Source organism: Pseudomonas sp. NPDC088890, assembly GCF_044900155.1.
GTDB lineage: Bacteria > Pseudomonadota > Gammaproteobacteria > Pseudomonadales > Pseudomonadaceae > Aquipseudomonas > Aquipseudomonas urmiensis.
This window is the reverse complement of record NZ_JBJDNG010000002.1, coordinates 165,709-183,484: the sequence shown is the minus strand read 5'-3', so window position 1 is coordinate 183,484 and position 17,776 is coordinate 165,709. Positions and strand designations below refer to the sequence as shown.

Annotated in this window: 19 protein-coding genes and 2 tRNA genes; 8 read left to right on the top strand and 13 right to left on the bottom strand. The window is 60.7% G+C overall.

Annotation, left to right across the window (positions count from 1 at the left end; genetic code table 11):
- Positions 1-5: 5 nt before the first annotated feature.
- From ACI2JX_RS05700 to ACI2JX_RS05685, 4 genes are read right to left on the bottom strand one after another with little or no spacing between them, the layout of a single operon-like run.
- Complete coding sequence (locus ACI2JX_RS05700; protein ID WP_264235960.1) at positions 6-1,034, bottom strand: LacI family DNA-binding transcriptional regulator; 1,029 nt, start codon at positions 1,032-1,034, stop codon at positions 6-8.
- A 4-nt stretch (positions 1,035-1,038) separates the two neighbouring features.
- Complete coding sequence (locus ACI2JX_RS05695) at positions 1,039-2,034, bottom strand: ABC transporter permease (protein ID WP_264235959.1); 996 nt, start codon at positions 2,032-2,034, stop codon at positions 1,039-1,041.
- Complete coding sequence (locus ACI2JX_RS05690) at positions 2,031-3,584, bottom strand: sugar ABC transporter ATP-binding protein (protein WP_264235958.1); 1,554 nt, start codon at positions 3,582-3,584, stop codon at positions 2,031-2,033. Before ACI2JX_RS05690 ends, ACI2JX_RS05695 begins: the two co-directional genes overlap by 4 nt.
- A gap of 20 nt (positions 3,585-3,604) precedes the next feature.
- Positions 3,605-4,558, bottom strand: a complete 954-nt coding sequence (locus ACI2JX_RS05685; protein WP_368971903.1) for a sugar ABC transporter substrate-binding protein — start codon at positions 4,556-4,558, stop codon at positions 3,605-3,607.
- Between the two features lie 396 nt (positions 4,559-4,954).
- On the opposite strand from ACI2JX_RS05685, the gene ACI2JX_RS05680 reads away from it, so the two are divergent.
- From ACI2JX_RS05680 to ACI2JX_RS05670, 3 genes are all read left to right on the top strand, one after another.
- Positions 4,955-6,043 carry an asparaginase gene (locus ACI2JX_RS05680; RefSeq protein WP_368971904.1) on the top strand — a complete coding sequence of 363 codons (1,089 nt, stop codon included), beginning with the start codon at positions 4,955-4,957 and terminating at the stop codon, positions 6,041-6,043.
- Positions 6,044-6,268: 225 nt separating this feature from the next.
- Complete coding sequence (locus tag ACI2JX_RS05675; RefSeq protein ID WP_404689590.1) at positions 6,269-6,511, top strand: DUF1654 domain-containing protein; 243 nt, start codon at positions 6,269-6,271, stop codon at positions 6,509-6,511.
- Between the two features lie 6 nt (positions 6,512-6,517).
- Entirely contained in the window at positions 6,518-7,210 is a 693-nt protein-coding gene (locus ACI2JX_RS05670) for an endonuclease (RefSeq protein ID WP_404689589.1), read from the top strand.
- 3 nt (positions 7,211-7,213) lie between these two features.
- Here the strand turns inward: ACI2JX_RS05670 and ACI2JX_RS05665 are convergent, their stop codons facing one another.
- From ACI2JX_RS05665 to ACI2JX_RS05650, 4 genes are all read right to left on the bottom strand, one after another.
- Positions 7,214-7,639, bottom strand: coding sequence for a GTP pyrophosphokinase (locus ACI2JX_RS05665; protein WP_264235953.1), 426 nt, complete (start codon positions 7,637-7,639; stop codon positions 7,214-7,216).
- A 212-nt stretch (positions 7,640-7,851) separates the two neighbouring features.
- Positions 7,852-8,421: an SPOR domain-containing protein gene (locus ACI2JX_RS05660; protein ID WP_186556136.1), complete on the bottom strand. Its 570-nt coding sequence runs from the start codon at positions 8,419-8,421 to the stop codon at positions 7,852-7,854.
- A gap of 137 nt (positions 8,422-8,558) precedes the next feature.
- Positions 8,559-8,635: transfer RNA gene (locus ACI2JX_RS05655), tRNA-Val, on the bottom strand.
- A 194-nt stretch (positions 8,636-8,829) separates the two neighbouring features.
- Positions 8,830-8,906: transfer RNA gene (locus ACI2JX_RS05650), tRNA-Val, on the bottom strand.
- Between the two features lie 199 nt (positions 8,907-9,105).
- On the opposite strand from ACI2JX_RS05650, the gene ACI2JX_RS05645 reads away from it, so the two are divergent.
- Positions 9,106-10,389 carry an FAD-binding oxidoreductase gene (locus ACI2JX_RS05645; RefSeq protein ID WP_264235952.1) on the top strand — a complete coding sequence of 428 codons (1,284 nt, stop codon included), beginning with the start codon at positions 9,106-9,108 and terminating at the stop codon, positions 10,387-10,389.
- A 95-nt stretch (positions 10,390-10,484) separates the two neighbouring features.
- Here the strand turns inward: ACI2JX_RS05645 and ACI2JX_RS05640 are convergent, their stop codons facing one another.
- The gene (locus tag ACI2JX_RS05640; RefSeq protein WP_404689588.1) at positions 10,485-11,228 is read right to left on the bottom strand and encodes a PA2778 family cysteine peptidase; all 744 of its coding nucleotides are present in this window, start codon (positions 11,226-11,228) and stop codon (positions 10,485-10,487) included.
- Positions 11,229-11,384: 156 nt separating this feature from the next.
- On the opposite strand from ACI2JX_RS05640, the gene ACI2JX_RS05635 reads away from it, so the two are divergent.
- Complete coding sequence (locus ACI2JX_RS05635; RefSeq protein WP_264235950.1) at positions 11,385-11,561, top strand: hypothetical protein; 177 nt, start codon at positions 11,385-11,387, stop codon at positions 11,559-11,561.
- Between the two features lie 87 nt (positions 11,562-11,648).
- Here ACI2JX_RS05635 and ACI2JX_RS05630 read toward each other — a convergent pair whose 3' ends face one another.
- Both ACI2JX_RS05630 and ACI2JX_RS05625 read right to left on the bottom strand, forming a co-directional pair.
- The gene (locus ACI2JX_RS05630) at positions 11,649-12,401 is read right to left on the bottom strand and encodes a TerC family protein (RefSeq protein WP_186556710.1); all 753 of its coding nucleotides are present in this window, start codon (positions 12,399-12,401) and stop codon (positions 11,649-11,651) included.
- A gap of 27 nt (positions 12,402-12,428) precedes the next feature.
- Positions 12,429-12,671 carry a hypothetical protein gene (locus ACI2JX_RS05625; RefSeq protein ID WP_186556711.1) on the bottom strand — a complete coding sequence of 81 codons (243 nt, stop codon included), beginning with the start codon at positions 12,669-12,671 and terminating at the stop codon, positions 12,429-12,431.
- 135 nt (positions 12,672-12,806) lie between these two features.
- Here ACI2JX_RS05625 and nhaR point away from each other — a divergent pair, with 135 nt between their 5' ends.
- From nhaR to ACI2JX_RS05610, 3 genes are all read left to right on the top strand, one after another.
- The gene (gene nhaR, locus ACI2JX_RS05620) at positions 12,807-13,700 is read left to right on the top strand and encodes a transcriptional activator NhaR (RefSeq protein WP_404689587.1); all 894 of its coding nucleotides are present in this window, start codon (positions 12,807-12,809) and stop codon (positions 13,698-13,700) included.
- Between the two features lie 117 nt (positions 13,701-13,817).
- Positions 13,818-15,029: a serine/threonine transporter SstT gene (gene sstT, locus ACI2JX_RS05615; RefSeq protein ID WP_404689586.1), complete on the top strand. Its 1,212-nt coding sequence runs from the start codon at positions 13,818-13,820 to the stop codon at positions 15,027-15,029.
- A gap of 65 nt (positions 15,030-15,094) precedes the next feature.
- A complete protein-coding gene (locus ACI2JX_RS05610) occupies positions 15,095-15,742 on the top strand; it encodes a YceH family protein (protein ID WP_264235948.1) in 648 nt (215 codons plus the stop codon).
- A gap of 1 nt (position 15,743) precedes the next feature.
- Here the strand turns inward: ACI2JX_RS05610 and ACI2JX_RS05605 are convergent, their stop codons facing one another.
- Together ACI2JX_RS05605 and ahpF are read right to left on the bottom strand one after the other, a co-directional pair.
- Entirely contained in the window at positions 15,744-15,935 is a 192-nt protein-coding gene (locus tag ACI2JX_RS05605) for a hypothetical protein (RefSeq protein ID WP_264235947.1), read from the bottom strand.
- A gap of 206 nt (positions 15,936-16,141) precedes the next feature.
- A complete protein-coding gene (gene ahpF / locus ACI2JX_RS05600) occupies positions 16,142-17,704 on the bottom strand; it encodes an alkyl hydroperoxide reductase subunit F (protein ID WP_404689585.1) in 1,563 nt (520 codons plus the stop codon).
- Positions 17,705-17,776 lie beyond the last annotated feature (72 nt).

The window sequence follows — 17,776 nt, the reverse complement described above, 5'->3', positions numbered from 1 at the left end:
ATTCCTTAACGGTAATCATTGAACAAGTCCGGGCGCGGCCCGGTGGACTCACGCATGACGATGCGCGGCGCGACGATCCGCTGCTCGGCTTGCGCCGCCTCGCGCCGGGGCGTAGCGATCCGCGAGAGCAGCAGCTCGGCCGCGCTTTCACCCAGCTCTCGGATCGATTGGCCAACGGTGGTCAGCGGCGGATAGACGTAACGGCTAAGCTCGATATCGTCGAAGCCGATCACCGACAACTCACCGGGCACATTGATATTGCGCTCGGCCGCTGCGCGCAGCACGCCAAAGCCGATCATGTCGTTGCCCGCGAAAATCGCCGTGGGGCGCGGGCCGTCGAGCAAGCGCGCGGCGGCCGCATGCCCCCCGGGGCTGGTGAAGTCGCAGTGCAGCACACGGTCTGCAGCGATCGGCGCATCGGCCTCAGCCATCGCCCGACGATAACCGGCCAGACGCAACTGGCTGACGCCGGTCTCGGCAGGCCCCCCGATACAGGCGATATCGCGATGGCCCAATTCCAACAAATGGCGCGTGGCGAGATAGGCGCCCTGCTCGTGGTCGATGCGCACCAGATCAGCATCCACCCCCTCCAACGCACGGTCGACGATGACCATCGGAGTGCGCACCCCAGACAGGCTCTGCAGCAGATCGCTGTCCTCGCCCACCGACGCCACCACCAAGCCATCGATGCGTTTTTCCAGCAACACCCGCAGGTAGCTGCGTTGCTTCTGCGGGTTGTCGTCGGAGTTACACAGAATCACGCAATAGCCATTGCGTTCGCAGCCATCCTCGATACCCCGGGCCAATTCGGCAAAGTACGGGTTGACGCTGTTAGGCACGAGCAAGCCAATGGTGGCGGTGCTACGGGCTTTCAGCGAGCGGGCGACGGCACTGGGCACGTAATCCAGCTCGACGATAGCCGCCTCGACTTTCAGACGCACCTGCTCGCTGACTGGACGGGTCTTGTTCAGTACATGCGACACGGTGGTGTAGGAGATACCCGCCAGTGCCGCGACATCTTTGATGGTTGCCATGGGTTCAGTTCCGCCGGCTCGCGCGCCGGCTGCGGTAAGTGTCGAGTACCACGGCGATGACGATGACCGCCCCGGTGATGATGCGTTTGGTAGGTTCCGAAGCGCCAATCTGCGCAAGGCCTGCGGCCAGCACGGAGATGATCAACACGCCGAAGAAGGTGCTGATGACCGAGCCACGCCCCCCCATCAGACTGGTGCCGCCGATCACCACGGCGGCGATCACCTGCAGCTCGAGGCCAGAACCCGCATTGGGATCGGCCGCCTCCAGGCGCGATATCTGAAACAGCGCAGCCAGGCCAGCCAGCAGGCCCATCAGGGTGAAGACCAGGATCTTGTATGGCCGCGGGTCGATGCCTGCCAGGCGCACGGCTTCTTCATTGGTGCCAATGCCGATCAGGTAGCGACCGAACACTGTGCGGGTCAGCACCAGCTGGGCAACGATGATCACCACCAAGGCGATGATGAACGCCGGCGCAATGCCAAAGGCGATGGGGTTGGAGAACCAGGCGAATGCGTCACCGATGTAAGCGGTACGCGAATCGGTGAACTGGTAGGCCAAGCCACGCGCCATCTCCAGTACGCCAAGCGAGACGATGAATGAGGGGATGCGCCACGCTACGGTGATACTGCCAGTGACGCTACCGGCCATGGCCGCCACTGCCATGCCCAGCAACGCCGCAGGCAGTACACTCCAGCCCCAGCCGAGGATCGCCACGCTCACCGCCGAGGCCGCCAGGGCCAATACCGAGCCCACCGACAAATCGATACCGCCAATGATCAGTACGAACGTCATCCCTACTGCCAGCACCATCAGGTCGGGTATCTGGTTGGCCAAGGTACTGAAGGTCGCGTAGGACAAGAAATGGCTGCTCAACAGCGAGAACAGCACGATCATTGCCAACAAGGCGCCAGCCAGCCCAAGGTAGGTGCCCAGGCCAAAGTAGGTACCACTACGGCGCGCGGGAACGGCACCGGAGTTTTGCAGGGGGGTGGTCTTCATGCGTCCATCCTGGGGGCTGCGTCGTGCAGCAGTGCGTCACGTTTCTGGTAGCCGGCAAATGCGGCGGCAAGCAGCTGGTCCTGGCTCCAGGCATCGCGCTCGAAGGTCTCGATAAGACGGCCAGCGGACAGCACAGCGATGCGATCACAGATCAGCATCAGCTCGCGCAAGTCGCTGGACACCACCACCAATGCCTTGCCTTGGCGGGCCAACTCGGCGAGCAAGCCATAGATGTCGAACTTGGCGCCGACGTCGATGCCGCGGGTCGGCTCATCGAACAGCAACACTTGGCAGTCGCGCTCCAGCCAGCGGCCAATCACCACCTTCTGCTGATTGCCGCCCGACAACTCGCCAACGACCTGGGCAGGGCTGGCACTGCGGATGCGCATGGCGTTGATCTGGCGTTCAGCCAGCGTCCTTTCAGCGGCGCCATCGAGCACCCCAGCGCGGGACACCGCGCCCAAGTTGCCCAAGGCGATATTGGCGCTGATCGACTGGGTCAGCAGCAGGCCTTCGCCCTTACGGTCTTCGGTGATCAAGGCAATGCCCGCGCGCACCGCAGCCTTGGGCGAATCAATGGTCACAGGCGCCGGCGGCAGGCCCAAGGCAACGCTGCCGCTGTCGGCACGGTCAGCGCCATAGATCAGCCGCAGCAGCTCGGTGCGTCCGGCGCCAATCAGGCCGGAAATACCGAAGATCTCCCCTGCCCTCACCTCGAACGACACTTCGCGAACCTTGTCACCGCGGCTGAGCTTGTCGACCTTGAGCAACGGCGCACCGATGTCGCGGCGCCCCAGGTCGATATGCTCGCCCAGTTCACGGCCAACCATCAGGTTGACCAGTTCGGCGCTGCTATATCGTTGGATCGGCTCGACACACACCAGCTTGCCATCGCGCAATACGGCGATGCGCTGGGCCACCCGCTGCAGCTCTTCCAGGCGGTGGGAGATATAGACGATGGCCACCCCGCGCTGGCGCAGACGCTCGATTTGCGTGAACAGCAGCTCCACCTCGCGAGCGGTGAGCATCGCAGTCGGCTCATCGAAAATCAGCACATGGCAGTCGCCGATCAGATTACGAGCGATTTCAACCATTTGTTGATGACCGATGCCCAGCTCGCCGACCGGCGTATCCGGATCGATCGCCTCCAGGCCGACTTGAGCCATGGCGGCGCCAGCCAACTGGCGCAGTCGCTTGTGACTGATCCAACCAAAACGGCTGGGCAGATTATCGAGAAACAGGTTCTCAGCCACGGTCAGGGTCGGCAGCAAATTGAGCTCCTGCATGACCATGCGCACACCGAGACCCTCGGCCTCGCTACGGCTACCTGGAGCGTAAGCCTGGCCGCGGTATGTCATGTGTCCGGTGCTGGGGGTCTCCAGGCCGCTGATCAGCTTGGACAGGGTGCTTTTGCCGGCGCCGTTCTCGCCGGTCAGCGCCAACACTTCGCCGGCGCGCAAGCTCAGGGCAACGTCGCCAAGTACCGGCTGGGCGTAACTCTTGCCCAGGCCGCTGACAGAGAGCACCGTTTCATAGGCCGATGCAGACATGGCCGTATCTCCTGCTGGGCTCAAGGCTTGGTGATCAGTTCGACCGGCGTCTGGATGACGTTATCGGCATCCACTTCAGGCTTTTCGCCCTTGATCATCTGCAGCGCCGCCTGAATGCCGTAGACCGCTTGTTTCTTGGCATCCTGGTCGAGGGTGGCGAGCACGCGGCCATCCTTGAGCATCGGCTTGATGGCATTGATGTTGTCGTAGCCAACCACCTGCACTTGCCCAGTCTTGCCAGCGGCACGTACCGCAGACACCGCGCCCAGAGCCATGCTGTCGTTACCCGCCAGCAGCGCCTTGAGTTCAGGGTATTCGTTGAGCATGGCGGCGGCCACGGCATTGCCCTTGTCGATCTCCCAGTTGCCCGACTGCACCGAGACAACCTTCATCTGCGCAGCGTCCATGGCATCTTTGAAGCCGGCGGTGCGCTGCTGGGCGTTGGTGGTGGTCGGTACGCCCTCGATGATGCCGACCTGATCACCCGCCTTAAGCTTCTCTTTGGCCAGGTAATCCCCGACCAGGCGCGCGCCCTTGCGGTTGTCGGGGCCAACGAATGGCACGCTGAGGTTCTTGCTCTTGAGCACCTCGGGGTCGAGGCGGTTGTCGATATTGACCACGGTGATGCCCGCATCCATGGCCCTCTTGATCACCGGTACCAGGGCTTTGGAGTCCGCCGGAGCAATCACCAGGGCGTCGGCACCGGTGGCGATCATCTGCTCGACGATGCGAATCTGGTTGCCGGTATCGGACTCGTCCTTGATGCCGTTGGCCACCAGGTCGAAGTCGTTGGGGTGCTGTTTCTGGTAGTCCTTGGCGCCGTCTTCCATGGTGCGGAAGAACTCGTTAGCCAGCGACTTCATCACCAGGGCGACTTTAGGTTTGTCTTCAGCCTGAACCGAGAAAGGCGATGCCAAGGACAGCGTGGAGACGACAGCGAGGGTCAACAGACGAGCGGAAAACGGCAGTTTCATGGAAGATGACTCCGAATCTTGTGTTTTTTATCGGATCGCAAACGTTTGCGGTGAATAACTATGGAAACAAGACCCGCGTTTGTCAAATCCCTCTGCCGTAGTGTCGCCTGGCCATGAGCGTGGAGAATATCCGGAAAATACACGGAAAACCGAACATCTTTTCCTACGCTTGTTCGGGAAGCCGAACGACAGTAGCTGCTGCCTGGTTTTTGCTGCTCAAAACATCGGCCGTAGACTTCGCACACACCTCTGCCCTCCCCTGTACCTGAGGGGGGCGAATTGACCGAGAAGCAATTGCTGCTGGCTCACCAGGATGAACGCCGCTATCTGGTACGAAAACTGCCTTCAAAGCTGTGCGACTCATAAATCTCATTAGGAAGAGAGAGAACAATAACGATGAAAACCGCACTGAAATCCTTCGCCCCTGGGGCACTCGCCCTACTGCTGATTCTGCCCACCGCCGTCTCGGCCAAAGAAGCCGAGCAACAACAGAAACTGGCCAATGTGGTGATCCTCGCCACCGGCGGAACCATCGCTGGCGCCGGTGCCAGCGCTGCCAACAGCGCCACCTACCAGGCCGCCAAGCTTGGGGTCGACAAGTTGATTGCCGGGGTGCCTGAACTGGCGCAACTGGCCAATGTGCGTGGCGAGCAGGTGATGCAGATTGCCTCCGAGAGCATCAGCAATGAAGACCTGCTCAAGCTCGGCAAGCGTGTTGCAGAGCTGGCCGAAAGCAATGATGTCGACGGCATCGTCATCACTCACGGCACCGACACCCTGGAAGAGACTGCCTACTTCCTCAACCTGGTGGAAAAGACCGATAAGCCGATCGTAGTAGTTGGCTCGATGCGCCCAGGCACCGCCATGTCCGCTGACGGCATGCTCAATCTGTACAACGCGGTCGCCGTGGCCAGCAACAAAGATTCGCGTGGCAAAGGCGTACTGGTGACCATGAACGATGAAATCCAGTCGGGCCGCGATGTGAGCAAGATGGTCAACATCAAGACCGAAGCATTCAAGAGCGCCTGGGGGCCGCTGGGCATGGTGGTCGAGGGCAAGTCGTACTGGTTCCGCCTGCCAGCCAAGCGCCATACGGTCAATTCCGAGTTCGACATCAAACAGATCAGCAGCCTGCCCGCAGTGGACATCGCCTATGGCTACGGCAACGTGACCGATACCGCCTACAAGGCATTGGCACAAAATGGCGCCAAGGCACTGATCCACGCCGGCACCGGTAATGGCTCGGTGTCGTCGCGGGTAGTCCCTGCCCTGCAAGAGCTGCGTAAGAATGGCGTACAGATCATTCGCTCTTCACACGTCAATGCTGGCGGTTTTGTCCTGCGCAACGCAGAACAGCCCGATGACAAGAATGACTGGGTGGTCGCCCATGACCTGAATCCGCAGAAGGCGCGGATCCTGGCCATGGTCGCGATGACCAAGACCCAGGACAGTAAAGAGCTGCAGCGGATCTTCTGGGAATACTGATAGGCGCGTAAGTGGGGTCGCAATGTGAACCATTGCGACCCTATCGCGCGGGCAAGTCCGCCCCAAGAGCAATAAGCTTAATCTTCTTTTGAGTAAGCAAAATATCGTATCGCTCGGAACGAAACCCTCTACCACGGTCTTATAGGCTTTTTGACTTACATGCTGTTGCGAAATAACCTACAGTGAAATACTGTATGCGCATACAGCAAAACAAGGAAAAGCCCAATGGCCAGTACCTCTCAAGCCACCCCTACGCCCTATCAGCTGCTTGGGGAGCGCATTCAGAAGATCATCAACAGCCCTACCGCCCAGCGCAGCCGCGCCGCACTGATCTTCCGCCTTGAACATGAACTGCCCGAAGATTGGGCAACCTTGCTCAATGAGATCGCCGAGAACGACAACGTCACCCTCGCCCACCGCGATGACGGCGGCGTGCAAATCTTCTGGACCGTGCCGAAGGAAGATTGATCGCACATGAGAGTTTCACTTTTCGCCGCCGCTTGCCTGCTGTTTACCACCCCCATTGCCCACGCCGACGCCCCGCGCACCTTCCAGGAAGCCAAGAAGGTCGCGTGGCGGATATATGCACCGCAATCCACCGAGTTCTATTGCGGCTGCAAGTATAACGGCAACAAAGTTGACTTGGCCTCCTGCGGTTACCAGCCGCGCAAGAATGCCCAGCGCGCCTCGCGCATTGAATGGGAGCACATCGTTCCGGCCTGGCAGATTGGCCATCAACGCCAGTGCTGGCAAGACGGCGGGCGCAAGAATTGCTCGCGCAATGACACCGTGTACAAGCGTGCAGAAGCTGACCTGCACAACTTGGTACCCAGTATTGGCGAGGTGAATGGCGACCGCAGCAACTACAGTTTCGGCTGGCTACCGGAGCAGCATGGGCAATATGGCAGCTGCCTGACCCAGGTGGACTTCAAGGCCAAGAAAGTCATGCCGCGGCCTTCGATCCGCGGGATGATCGCGCGCACCTACTTCTACATGAGCAAACAGTACAACTTGCGCCTATCCAAACAGGACCGGCAACTGTTCGAAGCCTGGAACAAGACTTACCCGCCGCAAACCTGGGAGCTGCAACGCAACCAGCAGGTGGCCTGCGTGATGGGGCGCGGCAACGAGTTTGTCGGTCCGGTGAACCTCAAGGCCTGCACCTGAAGCTCAAGCCAGCGTCTGCAAGTAGGCGCTGGCCTCCCGATAACGGGTCAACCTGGCCAGGTCAGCAGGCCCCGGACAGGCAATGCGGGTGAGATCGCTATTGTCGGCAAGGTCGGCCAACTTGACCTCTCTGGCCAATGGATCATCACCCAGACGCACCACGAATGCCTCGTAGCTCTCACCCCTGCGCCGACTCAGCGACAGCAGCGCCGCGAGAATCTTCAGTGGAAAGCCTTCGCGTGCTAGATCGGCAACGGTCAGTTGGGTGTCCTCCAACACGTCGTGAAGCACGGCAACAATGCGCTGCTCAGGCGTGGACACCCGCATCATCACCCGCAACGGGTGAAGGATATACGCCGCGCCACCCTTGTCATACTGCCCTTCATGCGCTCTGGCGGCCACAACGATGGCCCGCTCCAGTGTAGACATGAGGCCCCTCCCTGCTCTGCGCCTTCAGGGGCAAGCATAGCTGGGACGGGCGTTGCAGGACAGCCCGCACATGGCAAGCGTAGGCTCTATCGCCGATGTGGGCCTCATCGCGGGGCAAGCCCGCACCCACAGACTCACCCCAAACGAAAGGTTGGCGCGATCGGTGGGGGAGCGGGCTTGCCCCGCGAAAGAGTCCGGAAAACCAATGAAGCTCAGCGCTGGACGCCGTGCTGAATAACGATCGAATCAGTACCCTGCCGCGCCATGACATCGGCCTTGCGCGCCTCAGCTTCTTCTTTGGTCGGGAAAGGCCCCATCAATACCACCGGTTTGCCATCTCGGTATTCGACCGAAGAAGGGATGCCCTTCTCGATCAGGCGCGCAGTCATGTCGCTCAAGGCGCCCATATTGGCCCCCTGGATCACTTCCACATCCCAGCCTTCAGGCGCCGGCTGATCTGCCACTGCCTCGGCACGCCGCTGCAAGTCGGCACCGCCGCAGATCTCACGAATGCGCAGATTATTGCCGGTGTCATCGACGATAATTTCGTACTGGCCATCGTGCTTGATCGCCACGTAGCTGCGATAGGCCTCAAACTTGCCCGCGTCGTCTTTGCCGCGGAACTGACCACAGATGGAGCCCTGGGTGTCGAAACGCACGTTGGCGAACTTGGCGGTCTTGGGGTTGCTCAGGTGCTCGGCTACCTTTTTATGCACGCCATCAACTTCGTTGTTACAGCCCGCCAGGGCCAGCACTGCCATTACCACTGCCAGTTTGCGCACGCGTGTATCTCCAGATTCGAAGGGGCGCAGTCTAGCATGACGCCCCTCTCTCGCCGATGGGCAGGCTGCCGCAGGGTGTTTCCAGCCGGAATGTGAATGCAAAAAGGGCGATCCTTTCGGATCGCCCTCTTCTGATTTGGTAGGCACAATTGGACTCGAACCAACGACCCCCACCATGTCAAGGTGGTGCTCTAACCAACTGAGCTATGTGCCTGTCGTGTGGGGCGCATATTACGAGTGATACACCAAGCTGTAAAGCGTTTTTTTCAGAAAAATCAAAAACTTTGCCATTTGCAGCAACTAAGCCTAGGGCAGCGAGCCTGCCCGCGAAAGCGCCGCAGCCACGAGGCAAAAGCCACCCGCCGAAATGCAAAAAGGGCGATCCTTTCGGATCGCCCTTCTTCGATTTGGTAGGCACAATTGGACTCGAACCAACGACCCCCACCATGTCAAGGTGGTGCTCTAACCAACTGAGCTATGTGCCTGTCGTGGGGCGCATTCTACGCATTGCAGATGAGCTGTCAACACTTTTTTCACGCTAACCCGCTGAATCTTAAACATTATTGCTCATGCCTAAAGAAGCGCTGCTCGTAAAGGATTTTCACCATACGACTAGCGGGTGTTTATTATTATTGATAGCATCGGTACATTCGTTAAAAATATAAAACACGAGGTTTCTCGAGCATGGCCAATACCCCCTACCCCCAGTCCTACTACGCCGCCTCGGCTAACCCGGTGCCGCCACGTCCGGCGCTGCAGGGTGAGGTGGAGACGGATATCTGCGTAATCGGCGCTGGCTACACCGGTCTTTCCAGCGCATTGTTCCTGCTTGAAAACGGCTTCAAAGTGACCATCGTCGAAGCGGCCAAAGTTGGCTTCGGCGCATCGGGCCGCAACGGCGGTCAGATCGTCAACAGCTACAGCCGTGATATCGACGTCATCGAACGCACCGTCGGCCCTAAGCAAGCCGAACTGCTGGGCGCGATGGCCTTTGAAGGCGGGCGCATCATCCGTGAGCGCGTGGCCAAGTACAACATCCAGTGCGACCTCAAAGATGGCGGTGTATTCGCTGCACTGACCAGCAAGCAGATGGGCCACCTGGAATCGCAAAAGCGCCTGTGGGAACGCTACGGCCACACCCAACTAGAGCTGATGGACCAAAAACGCATCCGCGAAGTGGTCGCTTGCGATAGCTATGTCGGCGGCATGCTGGACATGAGCGGCGGCCATATCCACCCGCTCAACCTGGCGCTGGGCGAAGCGGCAGCGGTCGAATCGCTCGGTGGCGTGATCTACGAGCAGACGCCAGCCGTGCGCATCGAGCGCGGCGCCAATCCAGTGGTTCATACACCGCAGGGTAAAGTCCGTGCCAAGTTCATCATCGTTGCGGGCAACGCTTACCTGGGCAACCTGGTCCCTGAGCTGGCCTCCAAGTCGATGCCGTGCGGCACCCAGGTCATCACCACCGAGCCACTGGGTGATGAGCTGGCGCGCACGCTGCTGCCACAAGACTACTGCGTCGAAGACTGCAACTACCTGCTCGACTACTACCGCCTGACGGGCGACAAGCGCTTGATCTTCGGTGGTGGCGTGGTCTACGGCGCGCGCGACCCGGCCAACATCGAGGCGATCATCCGGCCGAAGATGCTCAAGGCCTTCCCGCAGCTCAAAGATGTGAAGATCGACTTCGCCTGGACCGGTAACTTCCTGCTGACCTTGTCGCGCCTGCCGCAAGTTGGTCGCATCGGCGACAACATCTATTACTCGCAGGGCTGCTCGGGTCACGGCGTGACCTACACCCACTTGGCGGGCAAAGTGCTGGCTGAAGCCTTGCGTGGCCAGGCAGAGCGTTTCGATGCCTTCGCCGGCCTGCCGCACTACCCGTTCCCGGGTGGCCAGCTGCTGCGGGTTCCGTTCAGCGCCATGGGTGCCTGGTACTACAGCCTGCGCGATCGCCTAGGCTTCTGAGAGGTACGGGGGTTTTAAGCGCCTCATCGCGGCACGAGCCCGCTCCTACAGGGACGATAGCGTCTTGGTAGGAGTGGGCTTTTTTATGTCTCGAGTTACTGGCCGATACTGCCAATGGCCTGCTTGGCGGCAGTTTCCTGGCCTGCGCGGGCCAGTTCGTCCGCGGCCTTCAGCCAGCGCTGGCGATCTACTTGGGCTGGCAATTGCAGTGGCGATTGCACGAGCACCGCCCAACTCCCTGCACTCTCCCACGCCGCGGCAAAGTCGTCGAACGCCATCAGCTGGCGCCGATGCATGCCCGAGCGCAGCAGCACCCGTTGCTTGTAACTGTCATAACCGACCAACACGGCGTAACGCGGCTCGCTCCACCAGGCAGAGCCTTCCTGATAGCGCAGCAAGACTGGATTACCGGCGGCCACCTGGGTCAACAAGGCATCCAGGCGCGGGTCCAACGGGTAGACCAACATGCCGTAGTCACGCGCAGCAGCAGGAATGGTCGTCTGCAGCGAGTCAACGCGTTGTGGCAAGTTCAGGGGCTTATCGAGCAGGCCTGGGGTAATGCGCACGCCCTGCTGGGACAAAGCCATTGCCAGGGCCATGGCGCCACTGTGGTTGGCATTGCCACGAAAGAACGGCACGCTGCTGATCTCGACCCGCTGTGGCAGGCCCTTGGATGCAGGCGCAGGGCCGCCCGCGCAACCAGCCAGGCTGGCGACCAGCAGACACGCAGCGAGGATATGACGCGGCAGGCTGCCCGACGACTTGAGGGGTTGTTGCAACATGGACACTCGCTTGTCTGGATGCCAGGCAGGCAGCGCCCGGCCGTGGGCACAGATCATAGATTGCAGACGCGCATGGGTATAGTCCGACACCGGCTTGGAACAAATCGACCCAAGGGATAGACCTTTGGTCAATGGAACGTCACGGGGGGCGAGCTAGACTAAAGCAGTGTCTGGAGGGCGAGCCTGGGGCTTGCCTGAGAGAAGGAGGCACACATGAGCCTGACAATGGCAATTCTAATGCTGGTGGGTATGTGGATCAGTGTCGCTGCCGCCATGCTCTGGGGTGTACTGCGCATCGTGCGTCGGCACTCGCACCATCACCTGCCGCCGCAGGTCCAATCCAAGCAGCAGTCTGTGCGCCGCGCTCGACGGCATGCCGGGGCGCATTAAGCCTGCCCCCTAACTGCGGTTGCTCTTAAAAGACTTGGGGCCGCTTTGCGGCCCCAATACTGAATGCAACTTGCAGCCAACTGTTGCTTAACCTTCAGCCGCCTCACGCTTCAACCGCGCCCGACGAGCGAAGATGTTGAGCATCTCGATCACGGTCGAGAAGGCCATCGCTGCATACACATAGCCCTTCGGTACATGCGCACCGAAACCTTCGGCGATCAGGGTCATACCGATCATGATCAAAAAGCCCAAGGCCAGCATGACTACGGTCGGGTTGTCGTTGATGAAGTTGGCCAGCGGGTCGGCCGCAACCATCATCACGATCACGGCAGCGATCACGGCAATGATCATGATCGGCAAGTGCTCGGTCATGCCCACGGCGGTGATGATGCTATCGACCGAGAACACGATGTCCAACAGCAGGATCTGGAAGATCGCTGCCGCAAAGCCCAGGGTGACGGTGCTGGAAACCTTGGCCTCTTCCTTGGCACCATGCGGGTCGACGCTTTCGTGGATTTCTTTGGTCGCCTTCCACAGCAGGAACAGACCACCGGCAATCAGGATCATGTCCTTCCAGGAGAAGGCATTACCGAACAGTTCGATCACAGGATCGGTCAACTGGACGATCCAAGCGACGGTGCTGAGCAGCGCCAGGCGCATGATCAAGGCCATGCTGATACCGATACGGCGAGCCTTGGAGCGATATTCCACCGGCAGCTTGTTGGTCAGGATCGAGATGAAGATCAGGTTGTCGATACCCAGTACGACTTCCATCGCCACCAGAGTGGCCAGGGCAACCCAGGCGGTCGGGCTTGCGGCGAGTTCCAGCAAATATTCCATGAATCAATCCTGTTTGGGGTCTGTAAATCAGATGTCCTGGGTCTTGTCTTGCTCAGCGGCTGGCTTGGACGACTTCTCGCCCTCGCCGCCGATGGCGTCATTCAAAGCCTGCTGGGCGGCTTTATTAGTGTCGTCGATCGCCTGCTTGGCCGATTCGGCGGCCTGATCGAGCATCTGCTGGGCAGATTTTTCCGCCTGGTCGCAGCCTGCCATGGTGAACAGCGCCAAAGCCAGCACCAATGGGGTGCCAATGGATTTCAGTTGTAGCATGGGTTCCTCACTTGTCATGTCCGGGCGGCACGCACGATGCCTGATGGGAAGGCATTCTAGTGAAATGGAAACATCCGGAAAATTCGTTTTTTTAGCGGTTATACTTCGGCTATTCCGAATAATGGTAATCCCGAGATGCTTAACTACAGGCAGTTGCATTATTTCTGGGTGGTCGCCCGCACAGGCAGCATTGCCCGCGCCAGCGAGCAATTGAACCTCACCCCGCAGACCATCAGCGGGCAGATCAGCCTGTTCGAGCAGACCCACGGCCTGGAGCTGTTCCAGCGAGTGGGTCGGCAGCTTGAGCTGACCGAAACCGGGCGCCAGGCCTTGGTGTACGCCGAGCAGATGTTTCAGATTGGCGGGGAGCTGGAGGCCATGCTGCGCGCCGGGCCGCAGGAGCAGATCTTGTTCCGGGTCGGGGTGGCTGACGTGGTGCCCAAGTCGATCGTCTATCGACTGCTGGCGCCGACCATGGAGCTTGAAGGCGTGCTGCGCATCAATTGCCGGGAAGACAAGCTCGAGCGTTTGCTGGCGGACCTGGCCATTCAGCGCCTGGACCTAGTGATTTCCGACAGTCCGATGCCGAGCCACCTGGATATCAAGGGCTATAGCCAGAAGCTCGGCGAATGTGGCTTGAGCTTCTTCGCCACCCCTGCCCTGGCCGAACGCCACCACCCGCCCTTCCCCGCCTGCCTCAACGATGCGCCGTTGCTGATCCCTGGCCAGGAAACCGTGGTGCGTAGCCGGCTGCTGCGTTGGTTATCCGAGCAACATGTGCAACCGCGGATCATTGGCGAATTCGACGACAGTGCCTTGATGCAGGCGTTCGGCCAATCTGGCAGCGGCATTTTCGTCGCCCCCAGCGTGATTGCCGAGGAGGTCTGCCGCCAGTATGGGGTAGTGCTGATTGGCCAGACCGAGGCAGTGAACGAGTCGTTCTATGCGATCTCGGTGGAGCGCAAGGTCAAGCATCCGGGGATCGTGGCCATTACCGAGGGCGCGCGGCGGGAGCTGTTCAATTGGTGATTGCCAGGGCGTTTACCAGCGGTCCGGCGCAGCGATTACCGGCGCAGAGGCCCAAACCAGCCGACAAAGGTCTATGGTAAAGTCGCGCCCGTCCAAGTCCCTGAGATCGTGCTGCACATGTCCCCCGTCCTTCGTCTGCTCAACCGTACCAGCCTGGTGACCCAGATCGTCATCGGCCTGGTCGCCGGCATTGCCCTGGCCCTGCTCGCCCCTGCCGTGGCGCGTGATATGGCGTTTCTGGGCAAGGTATTCGTCAGCGCCCTCAAAGCGGTGGCGCCAGTGTTGGTGTTCATCCTGGTCATGGCGTCGATCGCCAACCATCGTCACGGTCAGGAAACCCACATCCGCCCTATTCTGTGGCTGTACCTGCTGGGCACTTTCGCCGCTGCCGTTGTCGCAGTAGTGGCCAGCATGCTGTTCCCCTCCTCCTTGGTGTTGAGCGCCAGCGAGGCCTCGCTGAGTGCCCCTGGGGGCATCACCGAGGTGATGCAAAACCTGCTGCTCAGCGCCGTAGACAACCCCATCAGCGCCTTGATGAACGCCAATTTCATCGGCGTGCTGACCTGGGCCATCGGCCTGGGCATTGCCCTGCGCCATGCCGGCGAAACTACCCGCGCCGTGGTCGATGACCTGTCCAACGGGGTAACCCTGATCGTGCGCGTCGTGATCCGCTTCGCGCCGCTGGGGATCTTCGGCCTGGTCGCCTCGACCCTGGCCCAGTCCGGCCTGCAAGCGCTGCTTGGCTACTTGCACCTGCTGGCGGTACTGATTGGCTGCATGCTGTTCGTGGCGCTGGTGATGAACCCGCTGATCGTGTTCTGGAAGATCCGCCGCAACCCTTACCCACTGGTACTGCTGTGTCTGCGCGAAAGCGGTATCACCGCATTCTTTACCCGTAGCTCAGCGGCCAACATCCCAGTCAACCTGGCACTGTCGCACAAGCTCGGCCTGCACGAGGATACCTATTCGGTGTCGATCCCCCTGGGTGCGACCATCAACATGGCCGGCGCGGCAATCACCATCACCGTGCTGACCCTGGCGGCAGTGCACACCTTGGGTATCGCAATCGACCTGCCGACCGCCGTGCTGCTCAGCGTTGTCGCTGCGGTGTGCGCATGCGGCGCCTCGGGTGTGGCAGGTGGGTCGCTGCTGCTGATTCCACTGGCCTGCAGCCTGTTCGGCATCCCCAGCGAGATCGCCATGCAGGTGGTGGCAGTCGGCTTCATCATCGGCGTGCTGCAAGACTCGGCGGAAACAGCCCTGAACTCTTCCACCGACGTCATCTTCACCGCCGCAGCCTGCGAAGCCCAGGCGCGTCGCGGCGCCTGAGGCTGCTTGTCTTTACCCTGCCAGGCCCCTAGTCTAGGGGCCTTTCCTCGCAACGAGACAGGGCCATGTCAGAACAGCAAAACGCCAGCGAAGGCCGCTTCACCAGCACCGAAATCCGCATTCTTGGCTCGCTGATCGAAAAGCAGGCCACCAGCCCTGAAAGTTACCCCTTGACCCTCAATGCCCTGGTCCTGGCCTGTAACCAGAAAACCAGCCGTGAGCCGGTCATGAACCTCTCTCCAGGCCAGGTCGGCCAGGCACTGCGCGCACTCGAAGGGCAAGGTTTTGCCCGCCTGCAGATGGGCAGCCGTGCCGATCGCTGGGAGCAGCGTGTGGACAAGGCGCTGGAGCTGGTGCCGGCGCAGTTGGTGTTGATGGGCCTGATGTTCCTGCGCGGGCCACAAACCATTAATGAGCTGCTGACACGCAGCAATCGTCTGCATGAATTCGAGGATGGCGATCAAGTTCAGCATCAGCTGGAGCGCTTGATTTCCCGTGAGCTGGCGGTGCATTTGCCACGTCAGGCAGGGCAGCGTGAAGACCGCTACACCCATGCCCTGGGTGACCCGGCGGAAATCGAGGCCATTCTGGCTGCGCGCCAACAAAGTGCTGGCGAGAGAAGCCCGGCAGCGGGCGTCTCGCAAGAGCGCATTGAAGCACTTGAAGCACGCATCGCTGCGCTGGAAGAGCGCCTGGCGCTGCTCGAAGGCTGAATCAGGGCGGTGCGGGATCGGGGAAGTTGCGACAGCTCTTGCGCTCGGCCAGCTCCTGATCGCTGGGGCGCTGGTCGACAAAGATCGTGCTACCGTCGGCGTAGATTTCCAGATAGCCCCAGTGCAGGTCCTGCTCGTTCTGCCCAGGCTGGGGTGGCTTTAGCCACCAGGGTTCGCGGCTGATCAAACGCATCAGAAGCCTCTTTGGCAGGTGTCTGTCTTTACTATAGACACCCCACCTGGAACGCCTCTGTACGAACGATGATCATCAGGTGTCAGTCCGAGCTTATCGCGGGGCAAGTCGGCGTGGGAGCGGGCTTGCCCCGCGATGAGGGCGGGGCTGACTGGCGCAAAAAAACGCCGCCCAAGCAGGCGGCGTTTCTCATTCAGCTAGCGCAGTCAAGCTGGCGCAGAGGTCCGGATCAGGTGATCGAAGGCCGACAACGATGCCTTGGCTCCCTCGCCCACCGCGATCACGATCTGTTTGTACGGCACCGTGGTCACATCACCTGCGGCGAACACGCCCGGGATGTTGGTCTGGCCCTTGGCGTCGACAATGATCTCACCGCGCGGCGACAACTCGACCGTGCCCTTGAGCCAATCGGTGTTAGGCAGCAGGCCGATTTGCACAAAGATGCCTTCCAGCGCCAGGTCGTGCTGCTGGTCGTTGGTGCGGTCCTTGTAGCGCAGACCGTTGACCTTCTCGCCATCACCGAGCACTTCAGTCGTCAGTGCGCTGGTGATCACCTTTACGTTGGCCAGGCTGTACAGCTTGCGTTGCAAGACAGCGTCTGCGCGCAGTTGGCTGTCGAACTCGATCAGGGTTACCTGGGCCACGATACCCGCCAGGTCGATGGCCGCCTCCACCCCCGAGTTACCGCCCCCGATCACTGCCACGCGCTTGCCTTTGAATAGCGGGCCGTCACAGTGCGGGCAGTAGGCCACGCCACGGGCGCGGTATTGCTGCTCACCGGGCACGTTCATTTCGCGCCAGCGGGCGCCCGTGGCCAGGATCACGGTCTTGGCCTTGAGCGACGCACCGCCAGCCAGGCGCACTTCATGCAGGCCGCCATCGCTGGCCGGGATCAGCGCTTCGCCGCGTTGCAAGTTCATGATGTCGACGTCGTACTGCTTGACGTGCTCTTCCAGCGCCGAAGCCAGTTTCGGCCCTTCGGTTTCCTGAACCGAAATGAAGTTCTCGATGGCCATGGTGTCGAGCACCTGACCGCCGAAGCGCTCAGCGGCAACACCGGTGCGGATACCTTTACGCGCGGCGTAGATCGCCGCTGCGGCGCCAGCCGGGCCACCGCCGACCACCAGCACGTCGAAAGCGTCCTTGGCGTTGATCTTCTCGGCCTGGCGAGCACCGGAGTTGGTGTCGATCTTGCCAAGAATCTCTTCCAGGCCCATCCGGCCCTGGCCGAACACCTCGCCGTTGAGGTAGATGCTCGGCACGGCCATGACCTTGCGGGCCTCGACCTCTTCCTGGAACAGGGCACCGTCGATGGCCACATGGCGCACGTTAGGGTTGAGCACGGCCATCAGGTTCAGCGCCTGGACCACGTCCGGGCAGTTCTGACACGACAGCGAGAAGTAAGTCTCGAAGGTGAACTCACCCTCCAGCGCCTGGATCTGCTCGATCACTTCAGCACTGGCCTTGGACGGATGGCCGCCGACTTGCAGCAGCGCCAGTACCAGCGAGGTGAACTCGTGGCCCATAGGGATGCCGGCGAAACGCAGGCTAATGTCCGCACCAGGGCGATTGAGCGAGAACGATGGACGACGGGCGTCGGTGCCATCCTTGCTCAAGGTAATCAGGTTCGACAGGCCGGCGATTTCCACCAGCAGGTCGTGCAATTCGCGGGACTTCGCGCCGTCGTCGAGGGAGGCAACGATCTCGATCGGCTGGGTGACCCGCTCCAGGTAGGTTTTCAGTTGCGATTTAAGCGTGGCGTCCAACATACGGGCGATTCCTTGTTCAAACGTGTAAATAAAAACGCCCAGGCGAGGTCGCCCGGGCGTTTTTTACGGGGC